The sequence below is a fragment of the Paenibacillus sp. FSL M7-0896 genome, assembly GCF_037975415.1.
In the GTDB taxonomy this organism is placed as follows: domain Bacteria; phylum Bacillota; class Bacilli; order Paenibacillales; family Paenibacillaceae; genus Paenibacillus_AQ; species Paenibacillus_AQ silagei.
The window spans coordinates 7,608,370-7,624,554 of the sequence record NZ_CP150250.1; the positions used below are offsets into that span (position 1 = coordinate 7,608,370).

The window sequence follows — 16,185 nt, forward strand, 5'->3', positions numbered from 1 at the left end:
CTGGGAGGGCGTTATCTATAGAATCAACCCACAGCATGGGAAATGAACATACAGGAGGAAACCAATTGAGTACACAGAACATTGGAGTGCCGTTAGAGGGTTTTGCAGAATTTAGCCGGACGGTAGCCGCAGAAGGTGCGGTACTGCTTAAGAATGAGGGACAGGTGCTTCCGCTGGGTAACGGTGAGAGCGTTGCTGTTTTTGGCAGAATACAGGTGAATTATTACCGCAGCGGTACAGGATCGGGCGGTAGCGTTCACGTTGCATATACGACCAATCTGCTGGATGGACTGCGCAGCAAGAAGAACATTAGCGTGAATGAAGAGCTGGCTGCAGCCTACGAGGCCTGGATCGGACTTAACCCGTTCGATGACGGCGGCAAGGTATGGGCTGCGGAGCCGTGGAACCAGAAGGAAATGCCGCTTACGGATGAGCTGGTGAAACAGGCAAGAAGCCAGTCAGCCAAAGCGGTTGTGGTCATTGGACGTACGGCGGGCGAGGATCAGGATAATGCCGATACCGCAGGCAGCTACCGGCTGACGGAAGATGAGAAGGCGATGCTTGTCTCGGTTACGGCTCATTTTGAACAGACGATTGTGGTGCTCAACGTATCCAACATTATCGATATGAGCTGGGTAAATGACGCCGCTTATGTGAACCCTATCTCTGCAGTGATCTATTCCTGGCATGGCGGCATGGAGGGCGGCCACGCGATCGCCGATGTTCTGGCCGGCGAGGTTACGCCAAGCGGCAAGCTGACGGACACCATCGCGTATTCCATTGAGGATTACCCGTCGACCCGCAACTACGGCAATGAGTTCAAGAACCTGTACGAGGAAGATATCTATGTGGGCTACCGTTATTTCGAGACCTTCTGTCCCGATAAGGTTCAGTATGAATTCGGCTACGGGATCTCTTACACGACCTTCAAGCTGGAGCCGGAGGAAGCGAAGCTGGTGAACCAGGCGGGCGAGCCGCAGATTGAAATCGGCGTTACCGTAACGAATACGGGAGCAGTATATGCCGGTAAAGAAGTAGTGCAGGTGTATGTTGAAGCGCCGCAAGGACAGCTGGGTCAACCGGCCAAAGCGCTGGCAGCCTTCGCTAAGACTAAGCTGCTGGAGCCTGGCGAGTCTCAGCGTCTTACTGTAAGCTTCCCTCTCCATTCCATGGCTTCCTATGATGACGCCGGAGTGACCGGGCACGCTTCCGCTTATGTGCTGGAAGCGGGAACCTACCGCTTCTATGCAGGAACCAGCGTCAAAGCGGTATCAGCAGTGCTTCTGGATGGACAAGAAGGCTATGTGTTGGATGAGCTTAAGGTCGTGGAACAGCTGCAAGAGGCCATGGCGCCTACCGAGAGCTTCATGCGGATGAAGCCGGGTGCCCGCAAGGCAGACGGTTCGTATGAGCTTGTCTCCTCCGAGGTGCCAACGCGCAAGGTGGATCTGGCGGAGCGGATTGAACGCAATCTGCCGCAGCAGCTTCCGCAGACTGGCAATCAGGGATATACCCTGAGAGATGTCCATGACGGAAAAGTTAGCATGAGCACCTTCATTGCCCAGCTAAGCGACCAAGATTTGGCGGCGATTGTCCGGGGCGAAGGAATGAGCAGCCCGCTGGTAACTCCGGGTACGGCATCGGCGTTCGGGGGCGTGAGCGACAGTCTGTTCAGCTACGGCATTCCGGTTGCAGCTACAGCGGACGGCCCTTCCGGCATCCGTATGGACAGTGGAGCGAAGGCTACACAGGTATCAATTGGAACCCTGCTGGCTGCTACATGGAATGCGGAGCTGGTGGAAGAACTGTATGTTATGGAAGGCCAGGAATTATTGCGCAACCAGGTGGATGCACTGCTGGGACCGGGGCTGAATATCCGGCGCAGCCCGCTCAACGGGCGTAACTTCGAATATTTCTCCGAAGATCCGCTGATCTCAGGAATCTTCGCTGCCGCATGCACACGCGGAATTATGAAGGGCGGCTCTAATGCGACGCTGAAGCATTTTGCCTGCAACAACCAGGAGAAGCACCGCAGTAAGGTCGATGCTGTCGTATCGGAACGCGCGCTTCGTGAGATCTACCTGAAGGGCTTCGAAATCGCGGTTAAGCAGGGCGGAGCCAATTCGATCATGACCTCCTACAACCCGGTGAACGGGCATTGGGCGGCTTCCAACTATGACCTCAACACCACGCTGCTTCGCGGCGAATGGGGCTTCCAGGGGATCGTCATGACCGACTGGTGGGCGATCATGAACGATGTGGTGAACGGAGGGCCGGCAGACCGTAAGAATATGAACTGGATGGTCCGCGCCCAGAACGATCTGTACATGGTCGTTAGTAATTATGGGGCAGAGGTTAATGCTTACGATGACAATACAATTGCATCTCTGGAGAACGGCACGCTTACCCGCGGGGAGCTTCAACGCTGCGCGATCAATATCTGTGAGTTCATCATGAAGGCGCCGGTATTCTCCAGAAAGCACGAGATTATTGAAGCGGTCGATACGTTCAAGGCTGATCCGGCTATCGGGGCTGAGCAGGTGCAGGTGCTGAGCGAGAACGCTCAGGTAACCCCTGCTGTGTCCGGGCCGACCTATATTCAGGCTGACGAGGCGGGCCAGTACCGCATTATTGTCAGCATCATGTCTCCTGAGCCTGAGCTTGCGCAGAGCGCCTGCAACCTGACCCTGAATGGACAAGCGGTAACCACCATTCAGACGAACGGAACGGAAGGCCGGTGGATCCGGCAGAAGCTGGTCAAGGTTGAACTGCAAGCCGGACGGTATGAGCTGAAGCTGGACTTCGTCAAGCCCGGCCTGCAGGTTGAATGGATTGAATTCAAACAGGTATAGCATCAGGATCATTTATAGCATGAGCAGCAAGGCACCCTCCGGGGTGTCTTTTTTTGCAAATACAAGAATTTACATGCTAAGGGGTTGTCCTGATATCCGCCTGATTCCGCATACCCGCAGGGCCGCCGAATAAAATAGAGATAAAAAGGCTACTATGAAGGGATGGCAGGAACGTATGCAAATACATGTAGTGCAGCCGGGCCAGACGCTGTATGGCATTGCGCAGGCCTACGGAGTAAGCACTGATACGATAACTGAGGCGAATCAGCTCTCTGCGCCGGGAAGCCTGGTGGCAGGGCAGGCGCTGGTAATCCCGATTGCCGGGCAGTATTATTGGGTGCAGCCGGGCGACAGCTTCTACAGCATCGCTAAGCGGTTCGGCCTGAAGGCAAGCGAGCTGGCGGAGGTGAACGGGCTGACACTGAATCAGCCGCTACAAGTCGGGCTCCGTCTATACCTTCCCCCTGGACCGAGGCGGCAGGCGGAAGTGAACGCGTATGTGGAGCCCCGGGGAGAGAGTGTCTCCCAGCCGCTGCAGAATGCTGCGCGTGAGGCTGCTCCTGAGCTGACTTATCTCGCACCGTTCAGCTTCCGGATCAAGCGGGACGGAACGCTGGTCCCGCCGCCCCTGGACGGCCTCGCCTCCATTGCCGCAGAGCAACAGGTGACGCTGATGATGGTCGTGACGAATCTGGAGGATGCCCAGTTCAGCTCGGAGCTCGGGCGCATTATTCTGAATGATCAGGAGGTTCAGGACCGGCTGCTTGAGAACATCATCGCGGAAGCGAAGCGGCTGAACTTCCGGGATATCCACTTTGATCTGGAGTTTCTCCGGCCGGAGGACCGTGAAGCGTACAATACTTTTCTGCGGAAAGCGGCAGAGGTCATTCATAAGGAGGGCTTCCTGCTGTCCACCGCCCTTGCCCCCAAGACCAGCGCGTCACAGGTTGGGGCCTGGTATACGGCGCATGACTATAAGGTCCACGGCGAGGTGGCCGACTTCGTCATTATTATGACGTATGAATGGGGCTATAGCGGGGGGCCGGCGATGCCTGTCTCGCCGATCGGGCCTGTCCGTCAGGTGCTGACCTATGCAGCAAGCGAGATGCCTGCCGGTAAAATCATGATGGGCCAGAATCTGTACGGTTATGATTGGACGTTACCTTACGTAGCGGGCGGACAATATGCCAAAGCGCTCAGTCCGCAGGCGGCCATTGATCTTGCAAGGAACAGGAATGCAGCCATTCAATATGACTATAGAGCCCAGGCGCCGCATTTCAATTACACCGATGACGAGGGGCGGCAGCATGAGGTATGGTTTGAGGATGCCCGCTCGATTCAAGCCAAGTTCAATTTGATCAAGGAGTTAGGGCTGCGGGGCATCAGCTACTGGAAGCTGGGCCTGCCTTTTCCGCAGAATTGGCTGCTGCTTACGGATAACTTCAAGGTGGTCAAAAAATAGACCGGAGACCCTGCTGCCAGCGGCGGTAAGAAGCTCCACACCAAAACGGATGTGCCCATGCGAAATGGCGGCACATCCGTTTTTTTGAAAATATAAGTGTTAGCCCATTAAGCCCTTGAGCCCGCCCAGAAAAGGCCGGATTGACTTGATCATATTGTAGCCCATCTTCATCACCGGCATGGCCTTCTGCACCATTCCGAACATGCCCATGAACCGTCCGAGACCCCCGCCGATACCGGCCGCCCCGCCTCCCCCGCCCATCAGCGAGCCGAGTAGAGGCATGAAGCCGGACACCTCTGCTCTGCGCGCAGCTGAAGAGGATTTCCGTTTCGGGGATGACCCCTTACGTGTGCCGGGTCTGGACAGAATCACCGCCTCCTGGTTCAGGTCTGTAATCCACCCTACATAGGAACGCCCATTATGCAAAGTGATGCAGACCGGCTGGCCCTTCAGCTGCTGTGCCCGCTTGCGGAGCTTTGTTGAATTTGCCATTCGTCATTCACCTCACTGTTCTATTTACTCTATTTTACTCAGAACCTTGGGGGCGGCTTGTGCGGGTATGGAGTTCTGCGGATTATTTTTGAACAACCCGGGGCTGTTTTTGGGGGCGGGATAGCGTACTATTAGTAGATAAGTGGAATTATATTACAATAGTCATTCTATGATTAGGGGGAGATCCGTTTGACCGATATCGGGAAGTTAGCGGCGTTCATCTGCGCCCGTAATACAGGAGACCAGCTGTGCGGGTATGTAGGCAGTACGCTGGAGGATGTTATGCATGACCTTAGTGACGGTATGGAGGAAGCAAGTCTGGTGCTGTATGAAGGAGAACGTATTACTGGCGTGGTTATCCTGGACATCTATGACGTTGGGGATGGGCAAGAGGATATTGAGGTATGGGGGCCCTATTATTCAGCTCACCCTGAAGAAGAGCTCCGGCTCTTATTCAACTATGTGAGTGAGACCGCTGAAGCGGGAGCTATAAGGTATATCCATCTTTTTATTAGTGGTGATAATACTCCGCTCATGGAATACGCTGCCCGCTATCAAGCCGAGAAGGTGAACACGCATTACCACTACTCGATCGCTACAGCATCAGCGCCTGACAGCAGCCGTCACATGCACCCTGGCTTGTCTGTTCTGCCCGTCACAGAGCCTGCCTCCAGGTGGACCGGGCAGATTCTCGATCTGCATAATCAGCAATTTCAAGGCGCAATTCTCACCCCTAAGGAGATTACTGCAGAGATAGAAGACAGCAGCAACAGTGAATATGACGTTCACGCTGTTCTTAACGAGGGCCGGTTCACCGGATACATAATAGTAAGAAGAAATGCACGGACGGGTACCCTTCATCTGGAATACCTATGCATCGGGCCTGAAGAAAGAAGCCGGGGCATAGGCAGGCAACTGATTGCCTATCTGGCAGAGAAGTACAAAGGGCTGGGTTATTCGAGTATCAGCTTGGTTGTCAGCGAGGAGAATACAGCCGCCATCCGCTTCTACGACAAGAACGGATTCAACAGGGACCGGGTCATGAAGCATATCCTTGTTGGGGGCGGGATGTTCTGAAAATATACAAATTGTGAAGATACAAATAGGATTAAAGGCACCACAACTCAAGTCATATATACACACTAGGCCTCTGCTAAAATTAGCAGTGAAAGGAGGAGGACATCAATGTACGAATGGAATGAGATGGTCCAGCGCATGATTGACTGGGTGGAGGAGGATCTGGCGGTTTCGCCTACGCTGCTGGAGATGTCGGAGCAGCTAGGGTATTCGCCGTATTACTGCACCCGGCAATTTCATGCGCTGACCGGGATGACGCTGCGGGATTATGTCTGGCAGCGCCGGATTGGCCGGGCGGCACTGGAGCTTAGGGACACGGATGCGCGCATTCTGGATATTGCCGTAAAGTTCGGCTTTTCCTCCCAGGAGGCGTTCACGCGGGCCTTTCTCAGAGCCTTCAAGCTCACTCCACATGCCTACCGCCAGGCTCCAAAGCCGATTCCGCTGGCTATTCGTGCCGAGGTGTTCTCTCCTTATCATTATCTGATCAGGGAGCGGGATAGAATGAGACAGGTACATTTGCAGGAAGCAGAGATTAGGCTTGAGTTCATACCGGCGCATAAGTTTATCGGCATCCGCGATATCGGCTCTAACAATTACGGAGGATTCTGGAAGAATGGGCATGACTGCGATGAGGTCTCCGGAACCCTTGAGAGCATGTCGCATCATACGCTTCCCGGGCAGCTCGGCCAGACGGCAGGCTGGTTCTATCAGGAGGGGCGCAAAGGCTATCTGTATGGTATCCTTGTCGCGGCTGACTATGACGGGGCGGTTCCGGAGGGCATGGAGTGTTGGGATATCCCGGAATCGGAGTACCTGGTCTTTTTTCATCCGCCCTTTGATTACTTGCAGGATAATGGGCAGGTGATGCGTATCGTTGAGGAAGTTGCTTGGAATTATGATCCTGCGGTTATGGGCTATGTGTGGGATGAAGAGGAGAAGCAGGATTATCAGCGGCATTTCCCCGAGGGTTACGGGTATGCGGTGCTGCGGCCGGTCCGTAAATCAGACTAACTTCAGACAGCAGTCTGGCTTAAGCAGAAGCGTTCGGCGCTTCTGCTTAAGCTGCTGCCTGTCAGGTTACACAACAACGTTCCCTTAGGCGAGGCTCAGCACCGTTTGTGCAAGAGTATCTCCCCGGTGCTCCATCGAGGCTATCCGCGTCAGTAATTCCGCCTGCTGCCCGCGTTGCCGGGAGGTCCAGCTGAGTCTGGAGGAGGCGCCTTTCTTTCGGAGGACAGCAGGGTCGGGTAATGCCTCATATAAGTCTTCCAGCAAAGCTGCCATTGCTTCATACAATGCAGCCATCTCTGATAAGGCAGCCTGTTCGTGAGGGTCATGCACCAGCGGCAGAGAGTCGCGTAAGTAGGCGGCGGCGCAGCGGCGGGCATCTGCCAGGGCCATCATGCAGAAGTGATTGACGGATAACCTGCGGCTGAAGGCTTCTTCGTCCGCTGCGGCATACCAAGGGTGATCCTGCAGTCCCTCTCTCCATAGCTCCAGCGCCTTGTATCCTATAGCATAAGAGCTGCTGTTGGACAGGGTCTCAGCCTGCATAGACTCCAGCTTAACGCGCAGCGATGCATATAGATTCTCAAGTGCAGACGGGGCCTCCATCTGATCTCCCAGCCTGATAATCCGGTAAGGCCATTGATCCACATGGAGATACCCTTGGCTTATCCTCATATGAGCCTGGAACTCAGGATCAGCTTCAAGCTCACTGAAGGTCTCATCGTCAAAATAACTGCGGCACAGCAGCACATCCCCCTCGGCCAGATATCCTGTAATGACTCCCCACTCCGGCGCTACCCTGAGGTTAATCGCAAGTGGCAGTCTGCCTTGGCGGATATCCTCCAGAATCGCCAGCTTCTCGGCTGTGCGCTGCTGCGGCTCCAACCGGTTGGCCCGGCGGGCACTTAGTCCATAAGCCTTGCAGGCGGGAATGGAGTAGTCATAGACGACAAGGGCATCCGCAGCGCTGTAGTCCCATACCGGTTCAAAAGCCATTCTCCAGCAGGCTCCCGAATAGCCCATCACCTGCTCGTAGGTGGTCTCTACGCCTCTGGCGGTAAGAGCGAGCGTCATGGCTCCTGCCCAGGAGCAATCCCGACCCCGTCCGAAGCCCAGCCGCGGAATCTTTTCAATAATGCACTGATCCCGGGAGGAGTGGGTCTGATAGAGATGGCTGCGGTCCCGGCTGTAATGAATCTGTTCGCCTTCCGCGCAGCTTACGGCATGAATACCTTCTGCATTCAGATAGACCAGCAGGAGGTAGTCCTGACCCCCGCAGTCGATCAGACTGGGAAACAGCTCATGTGTGGCGGTGAACTGAGTCCAGCGGAAATGCTCATAATGCTTCATTTTGGCTGCAACGCTACGGTGTGCCTGTTCATTCCCATAATGCGCAGCAATAATCTGCAGCTCATCACTGGTTGAGACATACCCGTTCGAATGGATATCTATCGTAAGCAGCTGGTCCTTCAGCACAAAGGTCGAATATATGCCGTCAGGGGTCTCATAGGTGACAAGCAGCAGCTTCAGGCGGCCGTCATTCCATGAGTGGGGAAAGAGGTGCTCCCCGGGGAGTAAGCTTAAGCGGTCTGAGGCTACGAACTGGTTCACAAGCTGGGTAACATCCAGCTCCTGCTGTCCATCTGTATAGATTGCAGAGAGCACCACAAGCTCCTGGGGCAGCAAAATGCTGTCAATCGAGTGGTTCAATGCGGCGGATAGCAGGGGAAGGGTGGCTGTCTCCGGCAGAGACTTGCCAGTCTCCCATTTGGATACCGCCTGTGCACTGACATGGAGCAGTTCCGCTAATTGTTCCTGGGACAAGCCTTTTATTTTGCGGAGGGTAGCAATTCGTTTGCCAACTTTGTCACTTACGATCATACTCAGTACAACTCCTATAATGGATTCCGACGTCGTAAGTCTATTATAATCTCCGTTCTCGAAATAACCCATATACTGGAGTAGGGCACGCGGTATAACGTAATCAACTGTAAGTTGAGGCTAGCTATGACGCACCAGCTAGACCCCTTCTCAAAGTGGCTTGTCCCGCTTTAACCATGATTAATAAAAAAGACTTGTTCTTTTGAAGAATTCATGATATATTACTTCTTGCGTTGCATTGAATGTTTTCTTTGCGGTCATGGCGGAATTGGCAGACGCGCTGGCTTCAGGTGCCAGTGGTAGCAATATCGTGGAGGTTCGAGTCCTCTTGACCGCATAATGGTTTTAACCGTGATGCAAGCGAAGGCCCTTCTTAAATGAAGGGTCTTTTTTTTGCTGTGAATAGAATATATGCTAAAAACCGAATACAGCCCCCTTCCACCACGTACCCGTGATCAAAGGGGGGGGCTTCTGCATTATCGTGCGGGGTTCATCGCTGCTGCGAGACCACACGCTAGTTTACTCCTGCCAGATGTCAGCAATCCGCACCGGCTGGCCGGTCTTCATGGAGCGGTTAGCGGCAATGCCGGTCATAATGGACATCGCGCCGTCCTTGTGCGAAGCTGCGCGGTTGAAGCGGTCTTCCTGCTTTTTATCAAAAATATCGCTCAACAGCACCGGATCACCGCCGCCGTGTCCGCCGCTGCTGCTCTCGAACTCTACGCGGTAAGGCTCCTTAAAGTGCGGATAGATCATAATGCTGACGCCTTCCAGCGCGCCTTCGTTTTCTTTTTTACCGCCGGAATTGACGTAGGACTGCTCGGTAATCCGCACCTCCATCCGGCCCTGAGTCCCGTTGAACACGATGATGAAGCCCTCCCACGGCATATATGCGTTAAGCGAATAGTTCATGACGGTCTTGTTCTTGTATTTGACCATAACATTCATGGTGTCCTCGATGCTGATATTGTCCCCGAATACGCTCTGGTCGCGCTGGTACCCGTCCTCATGCTCGGCGTCCAGGTACATGCTCTTCAGGTGTTCGTTACGGTCCAGGTGAAGCGCGAACGGGTCGTTCTCGGCAGCCTTGCTGCCGTAGGCACGCTGATAGAACTCGGTGATGCCCCGTTTCTCGGCATTCTCTCTCCCGTAAAAGCGCAGATCGCCCATGGCGAAAACCGTGTCCGGCTGCGACCCCAGCCAGAAGTTCATCAGGTCGAAGTGATGCGTCGATTTATGCACCAGCAGGCCGCCGCTGTTCCGCTTGTCGCGGTGCCATCTGCGGAAATAGTCCGCTCCATGCTGGGTATTCAGCAGCCATTCGAAGTTCACGGATAGAATCTCACCCAGGACGCCATCCATAATGACCTCACGGATCTTCGTGTTATGCGGCGCATAGCGGTAGTTGAAGGTTACCCGCAGATTCTTGCCGGTGCGCTCAATCGCATCGAAGATCTCCCGGCATTTCTCCTCGTCAATCGTCATCGGCTTCTCGGAAATGACATCACAGCCCAGCTCCATAGCGCGGATAATATACTTGTGATGCGTCCGGTCAATCGTAGTCACCAGCACGAAGTCGGGCCGGGTCTCGGTGATCATCCGGTCGAAGTCTTCAGCCTTGTACGTAGGAACTTCATGATAATCGTATTTGCCCGTAAGCATATGATTGGCGAAATTCATCCGCGTCTGATTGACATCGCAGAAGGCCACCAGCTCGGAGGTTTCGTTGTAAGCGGTAACAAGAGCGCCATAGAAAAATTCAGCCCGGCCGCCTGTGCCGACAAGTGCATATTTCTTTTTGGACAAGGGGATCACTCCATTTACTTGGATTTGATTCTATTTTATAGTATAGAAAATGCAGAAAGTAAACGGTATTTAGTTATTTTTGCTCAAAAGTGTGCTTATCTTATCCTTTCAGGAGGCTTGGTGCAGGGTGGAACCTATTTTTCAGATTGAGCAGCTGAAGCGCATCGGGCATTTCAATATGGACACCGACCATTTCCATGATTTCTACGAAATATATTATCTGCTATCCGGGGAGCGGCACTATTATATCCGTAACGGAAGGTACGCGCTGGAAGCCGGAGACCTCGTGTTTATTAACAAAAATCATCTGCACCGCACAACCGGCGGAAGCCATCTTCCGCATGAGCGGGTGCTGATCAGCTTTGACGATGCCTATCTGGAGCCGGTGGCACCCGGGGCAGACTGGATGAATGTGTTCGAAGGGGAGAGCTTCCTGCTGCGGCCTACGGCGCATGAACAGGGACTCATCACAGACCTGCTCCAGGCGATGCAGGAGGAACAGAAGGAGGGGCTGCGCTGGAGCACTGAATATACAAGGATGCTGCTGCTGCAACTGCTGATTACGCTGGAGCGGATAAGGAGGGCGAAGCCCGCCCTGGTCTCACCGGAGCAGAGCGAGGGGCAGCGCCGGGTATACGGCATCATCGAATACCTGGACAACCATTACAGCGAGCGGCTGAGTCTTGGGGGAATTGCCGAGCGGTTCTTCATCAGCGCTACGTATCTGTGCCGGATTTTCAAGCAGACCACAGGCTTCACCATCATTGAGTACCTGAACTATGTCCGCATCCGTGAGGCGAAGGTACTGCTCACGCAGACGAAGTGGCCGGTCACCCGGGTGGCGGCGGAGACGGGATTTGAGAGCATTGCGCATTTCGGGCGGGTGTTCAAGGCCATTACAGGACGTTCACCCTTGCAGTACCGCAAGCAACACCGGGGGTGACGATTACGGCTCGCATCGGCCATCCGCTATTTCATTCGACAATAGCTGTGGGGATTTTACATATCTTTCTATCTTTTGACACAGAGTCTGTCTTATAATAATGAAGATTGAAATACAAATATTGGGGTGTCCTATGACAATGAAGTCAGGCGGTCTCTGGCTCGTTGCTGCTATGCTAGCGGTAACCGTAACCGGCTGTTCTTCGGGCAGTGCAGGCGCTGGCAGAGATCGCACGGAGAAGCTGAAGGCAGAGATTAGTGAGCTGAAGAAGGAGAACAAGTTTTTAAAGGAAGAAAATGAAGCGCTGAAAAGAGACCTTGTTGTGAGGCCTGTGACAGCGAAAGAGGAAGGCGGTACGGCCGAACTTATAAGTACCGGGGACAGCCCGGCAGCCGCTGATTCCGGCGAACAACACAAGCGGATCGCAAAAGGCACGCCGCTCACGATCGATGGAACGGGTGAGTATACCATTACCAAGACCTCATTTGGAAAGAAGGTTAATCCATCGAATCCGGGGTCATACTACACCTACTACGAAGCCAAGGAACCGGGCACAACCTATCTGGCGATCACTTTGAAGGTGAAAAATCTCGCAGGTCAAGCCATCAATGCGGGTGGAGTAGCGGAGGTGGAGGTTACATACGATAACAAATATGAATATAGCACCTTCGCGACGATGGAGAAGAACGGCGGTGAAGATTTCACCTATACCAATATCTCGACGATTGGACCGCTGAAGTATGGTACTCTGGTGTTCATGGCCGAGGTTCCTGATGAAGTGAAGTCGAGTGGCAAGACGCTATATGCGGATTTCGAGATTGAGGGCGAAACCTACCGTTATACCATAAAGAAATAAGAGAAGAGCCTGTACGGCCACAGAGTGATCTGTGGTTAGCATAGGCTCTTTATTGATGTTAAGGGATTAGTCCTGAGCGAAAAAGGCCGGCAGATACTCCCTGTTCGCCTCCAGCATCTCATCCAGCATGACGATCGCTACTTCCACGGAAGGGACGAGCGGGTGATGGGCCAGCGCCTGGATCGCCAGGCTGCGGTCACCGGTGACGGCGGCGTCGATGGCTAGCTGCTCATAGGTCTTCACAGCATGAATCAGTCCCTTGGCCATCGGCGGAATCTTCGTCAGCGACAGCGGGAGGGGGCCGGTCTTCGTGACGACACAGTTGACCTCGATGCTGGCATCGTCCGGCAGGAAGTCTAAGATGCCCCGGTTCGCCACATTCAGTGTCTGGATGTCATTGGTGCCGCTATAGAGCGAGCGCATCAGGTTCACGGCCGCCTCGGAATAAAAGGCTCCGCCGCGCTGCTCCAGCTGCTTCGGCTTCTCATTCAGCGCAAGGTCGCTATAGATGGCGAACAGCTCCTCCTCCACACGCTTGACGACTTCGGCACGGTTCCCGCCTTGTGCGGCGGCTTCCTGCTGCTCCGCAAGCATCGCATCGGTCATGTAGAAGTACTTCAGATAATACGAAGGTAAGGCATGCAGCGATTGCAGGAACTCGGGGTTCCATTCGCGTGCCGGAACATTCTTTGCACTGTAGCCTGCGGTATCCTCCAGCATCTCCTGCAGCTTGTCTTCACCCTCCACATCAATACGGGTAATCCAGTGCAGGTGGTTCAGGCCGACGAACTCGGCGTAGATCCGGTCCGGGGCAGTGTCATATTTGGCCGATACCTGCTTGATCAGGCCGATCGGGGCATTACAGAGACCGATGCTCTTCACCTTGGAGTACCGCAGGACCGCTTCGGTGACCATACCTGCGGGATTGGTGAAGTTGAGCAGCCAGGCGTCCGGTGCCAGCTCCTCGATATCCCGGCAGATGCCTAGAATGACCGGTATGGTGCGCAGTGCCTTCAGCATGCCGCCGGGGCCGGTCGTCTCTTGGCCGATCACGCCGTATTTCAGCGGAATCGCCTCGTCACGGGCACGGGCATCCAGCATACCGACACGGATCTGCGTGCTGACGAAGTCCGCACCGGCAATGGCCTCGCGGCGGTCGGTGGTGAGATGGACTTCGATCGGCAGGCCAGACTTCTCCACCATACGCTTCGCCAGAGCGCCCACGATGTTCAGCTTATGCAGGCCAGCCTCAATATCTACGAGCCACAGCTCCCGGACCGGAAGCTCCTTATGATGCAGGATGAAGCCTTCTACCAGTTCGGGGGTATAGGAAGACCCTCCGCCGATGACGGCAATCTTAAGACCTTGGTTCGCTGTCACAATGAATCACTCCTGTCTGGTGGTAGCGGGAATAAGCTCGAACTCCCTGTAAGCACGCATCGTCTCATACATACCCTGGCTGACGGTGATCCCGTCGCTCTCCAGCGCCGACCAGAGAGCGCCGACCACAGGCTCGGTGGAGAGGGTGACCACTGCCGCGCCTGGTGCCGCTTCATGCACAGCCTGCTCAATCGGCCCGCGAATCCAGCCCCGGTCGCCTCGGGTCAGCACGCTTCCGGCCAGGACCACATCAAATTCATCGTTCTCCATACCGAGCCGATGAATGACGGCCGCCGCAGCCTTGCCCAGTTCCACGCCTTGGCGGTTCAGGATCGCCAGCGCTGCGGCATCGCCCTCAGCCGCTGCCGGGAAAAGCAGGCGGGCCGCATCCAGCGGCACCTGCTTCCCGTGATCCAGGAAGTCATCGTACATGTCTTCCACCCGCCCATAGCCGAGCAGCTTCAGTAGTGGCTCCGTCAGCAGCGTGGGCGCTTCGCGACCGTCCCAGGCCCGGATGACTGTGCGGAATACCTCGATATTCAGCGCGCCGCCGCCGCCGAAATCGCCGTACATATAATCGAACCCGCCGCACTGGAAGTGGCGGCCCTGCGGATTACGGCCCGCCGCATTGGTGCCGGTGCCGCAGATCAGGGCCACCCCGTAGGGGCGGTCCGTCCCCGCCCGCAGGCCGATCATCGTATCGCCGCTGATCGTGTACTGTGTGAATCCGATGCGGCGGATCATCGGATGCAGAATGTTATAATCGGTCTGGCGGTCAGCACCGGCAAGCCCCAGATAGGCTTGCCGAAGCTGATCCAGCCGGAGCCCGGCTTCCGCCAGCGCCATGGAAGCCGCTTCGCGGATGTTATTCTCCGCCTGCGTCACGCTGGTCTGGTGATTGCCGTTGCCGCTCCGGCCTTTGCCTAGAATACGGCCCTGTTCATCGCTGATGAGGGCGTAGGTCTTGCTGCCTCCCCCATCGATCCCCAAGTAGTAAGCCAATGTTTGTACCTCCTAAACGTTTGGTGAGCATGCCGGTGCAAGATGCTTCAGAGGCATGCTTAAATGCATTCTGTACAACTAAATCGGCAGATGGACCGCCGAATATCTGTTTAGCTGTATTTGGTGTAAGCGTGTTGATTTCCCAAAAAAAGGGACAAGAAAGGCCGCCATTTCGGGTAATGGTAAGTACGACCAAACCAAACCGAAATGAGGCGACCTCATGAATAATAATACCCCATTCCTGGCCGTGTTCAAACAAGTATTAACTCCGGAAGAAGTCGAAATGGTGACTGGGCAAACCAAGAACTACGAGGATACAGGAATCAAAATGACTGTCGGTGTGTTGTTCGACTACTTTATCCAAGCCTGCTACCACAAATGGGATGGCTTTCGTCAAAGTGCTCGGGTGGGCTCGAACTACGATTTGCCCAAGGTTCATTACTCCACTCTTTCGGGCAAAGCCGGTGAAGTGCCTTACGATATCTTCAAGCGTTTGTTTCAAATGCTCGTCCAGAAATGTAACCGGCAAACCCGGCGGCACCTGAATCTGCCTAAAGATCTTCTGCTTATTGACTCTACGACGGTTACGGCGGCAAACTCCCGTATGTCTTGGGCTCCGTATAAAAAATTCAGAGGAGGTATCAAGCTGCATGTGGCCTTCTCGCATGGACAGCATTCACCCGTGAAGGTGGTCGAATCGATTGCCCGGCGCAATGACGCTCCATTTGGAGAAGTCTTGGCCGATAAGGACTACCTTCTAGTCCAGGATCGGGCATATGGAAAAATCGGTCGATTGGATCAATATGTGCAGCAAGGTCAGTCCTTTGTGATTCGTTTGAAAGACAATCTCCACTTGGTGTTGCCGCGAAAACGTCAGCGACCGGCAGAGGGAGACAGCAAAATTGTACGCGATATCACCTGTTATATCGGTCAAGGGAAACACCGATCCGCCCAGCGCCACCGCGTCGTTGAATTTGAAAATGACCGGGGCGAAGTCGTACGGGTCGTCACTGATTTGAGAAAAGAGTCCGCTCACGTGATTGCTGAAATTTACAAAGCACGCTGGGAGATTGAAGTCTTTTTCCGCTGGGTGAAACAGCATTTGAATGTCCCTTGTCTGTTTGGAACCACCGAAAATGCAGTGTATAGCCAATTGTTTGTGGCCCTTACCGCGTATGTGCTTCTGAAATACATTTTTGATGAAATTCATCCGAAGGTACCGGTCTTTGCTAAGCTGACTCTATGGGAATTTATGCAGTACTGGCGTATATTTAATCTTCCGCTGGAGTGGCAGGTTCAGCTTAATCAGCTCAGGCGTAAAGAACATTTAGGTGTTTTTGTCATCCCATAATATGGGTAATCAACACGCCTGTATTTGGTGCAACTATAATGCCGTCTGTACCCGGATTCTCCCCATTCGGGC

The 16,185-nt window shown here is 54.3% G+C and carries 12 protein-coding genes and 1 tRNA gene; 8 read left to right on the top strand and 5 right to left on the bottom strand.

Features of this window, described 5'->3' with window-relative positions:
• The first annotated feature begins 65 nt into the window (after positions 1–65).
• Together MKY12_RS33185 and MKY12_RS33190 are read left to right on the top strand one after the other, a co-directional pair.
• Complete coding sequence (locus MKY12_RS33185) at positions 66–2,852, top strand: glycoside hydrolase family 3 C-terminal domain-containing protein (protein ID WP_339312288.1); 2,787 nt, start codon at positions 66–68, stop codon at positions 2,850–2,852.
• A gap of 175 nt (positions 2,853–3,027) precedes the next feature.
• A complete protein-coding gene (locus MKY12_RS33190) occupies positions 3,028–4,314 on the top strand; it encodes a glycoside hydrolase family 18 protein (RefSeq protein WP_339312290.1) in 1,287 nt (428 codons plus the stop codon).
• Between the two features lie 99 nt (positions 4,315–4,413).
• Here the strand turns inward: MKY12_RS33190 and MKY12_RS33195 are convergent, their stop codons facing one another.
• Positions 4,414–4,806 carry a hypothetical protein gene (locus tag MKY12_RS33195; RefSeq protein ID WP_339312292.1) on the bottom strand — a complete coding sequence of 131 codons (393 nt, stop codon included), beginning with the start codon at positions 4,804–4,806 and terminating at the stop codon, positions 4,414–4,416.
• Between the two features lie 189 nt (positions 4,807–4,995).
• Between MKY12_RS33195 and MKY12_RS33200 the strand changes: the two genes are divergently transcribed.
• Positions 4,996–5,883, top strand: a complete 888-nt coding sequence (locus tag MKY12_RS33200) for a GNAT family N-acetyltransferase (RefSeq protein ID WP_339312294.1) — start codon at positions 4,996–4,998, stop codon at positions 5,881–5,883.
• A 108-nt stretch (positions 5,884–5,991) separates the two neighbouring features.
• Complete coding sequence (locus MKY12_RS33205; protein WP_339312296.1) at positions 5,992–6,897, top strand: AraC family transcriptional regulator; 906 nt, start codon at positions 5,992–5,994, stop codon at positions 6,895–6,897.
• 84 nt (positions 6,898–6,981) lie between these two features.
• On the opposite strand, the gene MKY12_RS33210 is transcribed toward MKY12_RS33205, so the two are convergent.
• Complete coding sequence (locus MKY12_RS33210) at positions 6,982–8,775, bottom strand: helix-turn-helix transcriptional regulator (RefSeq protein ID WP_339312297.1); 1,794 nt, start codon at positions 8,773–8,775, stop codon at positions 6,982–6,984.
• A gap of 253 nt (positions 8,776–9,028) precedes the next feature.
• Here MKY12_RS33210 and MKY12_RS33215 point away from each other — a divergent pair.
• Positions 9,029–9,112, top strand: a tRNA-Leu gene (locus MKY12_RS33215).
• A gap of 182 nt (positions 9,113–9,294) precedes the next feature.
• Here MKY12_RS33215 and MKY12_RS33220 read toward each other — a convergent pair.
• Positions 9,295–10,581 (bottom strand): Gfo/Idh/MocA family oxidoreductase, encoded by a 1,287-nt coding sequence (locus MKY12_RS33220; protein ID WP_339312298.1) that lies wholly within the window; start codon positions 10,579–10,581, stop codon positions 9,295–9,297.
• A gap of 127 nt (positions 10,582–10,708) precedes the next feature.
• On the opposite strand from MKY12_RS33220, the gene MKY12_RS33225 reads away from it, so the two are divergent.
• The gene (locus tag MKY12_RS33225; protein ID WP_339312299.1) at positions 10,709–11,524 is read left to right on the top strand and encodes an AraC family transcriptional regulator; all 816 of its coding nucleotides are present in this window, start codon (positions 10,709–10,711) and stop codon (positions 11,522–11,524) included.
• A 133-nt stretch (positions 11,525–11,657) separates the two neighbouring features.
• On the top strand, positions 11,658–12,380 hold the full coding sequence (locus tag MKY12_RS33230) for a bZIP transcription factor (RefSeq protein WP_339252905.1): 723 nt from the start codon (positions 11,658–11,660) through the stop codon (positions 12,378–12,380).
• Between the two features lie 66 nt (positions 12,381–12,446).
• Here the strand turns inward: MKY12_RS33230 and MKY12_RS33235 are convergent, their stop codons facing one another.
• Both MKY12_RS33235 and MKY12_RS33240 read right to left on the bottom strand, forming a co-directional pair.
• Complete coding sequence (locus MKY12_RS33235; RefSeq protein WP_339312300.1) at positions 12,447–13,760, bottom strand: 6-phospho-beta-glucosidase; 1,314 nt, start codon at positions 13,758–13,760, stop codon at positions 12,447–12,449.
• Positions 13,761–13,766: 6 nt separating this feature from the next.
• Positions 13,767–14,762: a BadF/BadG/BcrA/BcrD ATPase family protein gene (locus MKY12_RS33240; RefSeq protein ID WP_339312302.1), complete on the bottom strand. Its 996-nt coding sequence runs from the start codon at positions 14,760–14,762 to the stop codon at positions 13,767–13,769.
• Positions 14,763–14,982: 220 nt separating this feature from the next.
• On the opposite strand from MKY12_RS33240, the gene MKY12_RS33245 reads away from it, so the two are divergent.
• Positions 14,983–16,113, top strand: coding sequence for an IS4 family transposase (locus tag MKY12_RS33245; RefSeq protein ID WP_339250465.1), 1,131 nt, complete (start codon positions 14,983–14,985; stop codon positions 16,111–16,113).
• The last annotated feature ends 72 nt before the right edge of the window (positions 16,114–16,185 follow it).

What these genes read in the sequence shown, in the direction of transcription:
- MKY12_RS33190 (WP_339312290.1), top strand. Translation starts at nt 3,028, where the DNA reads ATGCAAATACATGTAGTGCAGCCGGGCCAGACGCTGTATGGCATTGCG.
- MKY12_RS33195 (WP_339312292.1), bottom strand. Translation starts at nt 4,806, where the DNA reads ATGGCAAATTCAACAAAGCTCCGCAAGCGGGCACAGCAGCTGAAGGGC.
- MKY12_RS33205 (WP_339312296.1), top strand. Translation starts at nt 5,992, where the DNA reads ATGTACGAATGGAATGAGATGGTCCAGCGCATGATTGACTGGGTGGAG.
- MKY12_RS33210 (WP_339312297.1), bottom strand. Translation starts at nt 8,775, where the DNA reads ATGATCGTAAGTGACAAAGTTGGCAAACGAATTGCTACCCTCCGCAAA.
- MKY12_RS33230 (WP_339252905.1), top strand. Translation starts at nt 11,658, where the DNA reads ATGACAATGAAGTCAGGCGGTCTCTGGCTCGTTGCTGCTATGCTAGCG.
- MKY12_RS33245 (WP_339250465.1), top strand. Translation starts at nt 14,983, where the DNA reads ATGAATAATAATACCCCATTCCTGGCCGTGTTCAAACAAGTATTAACT.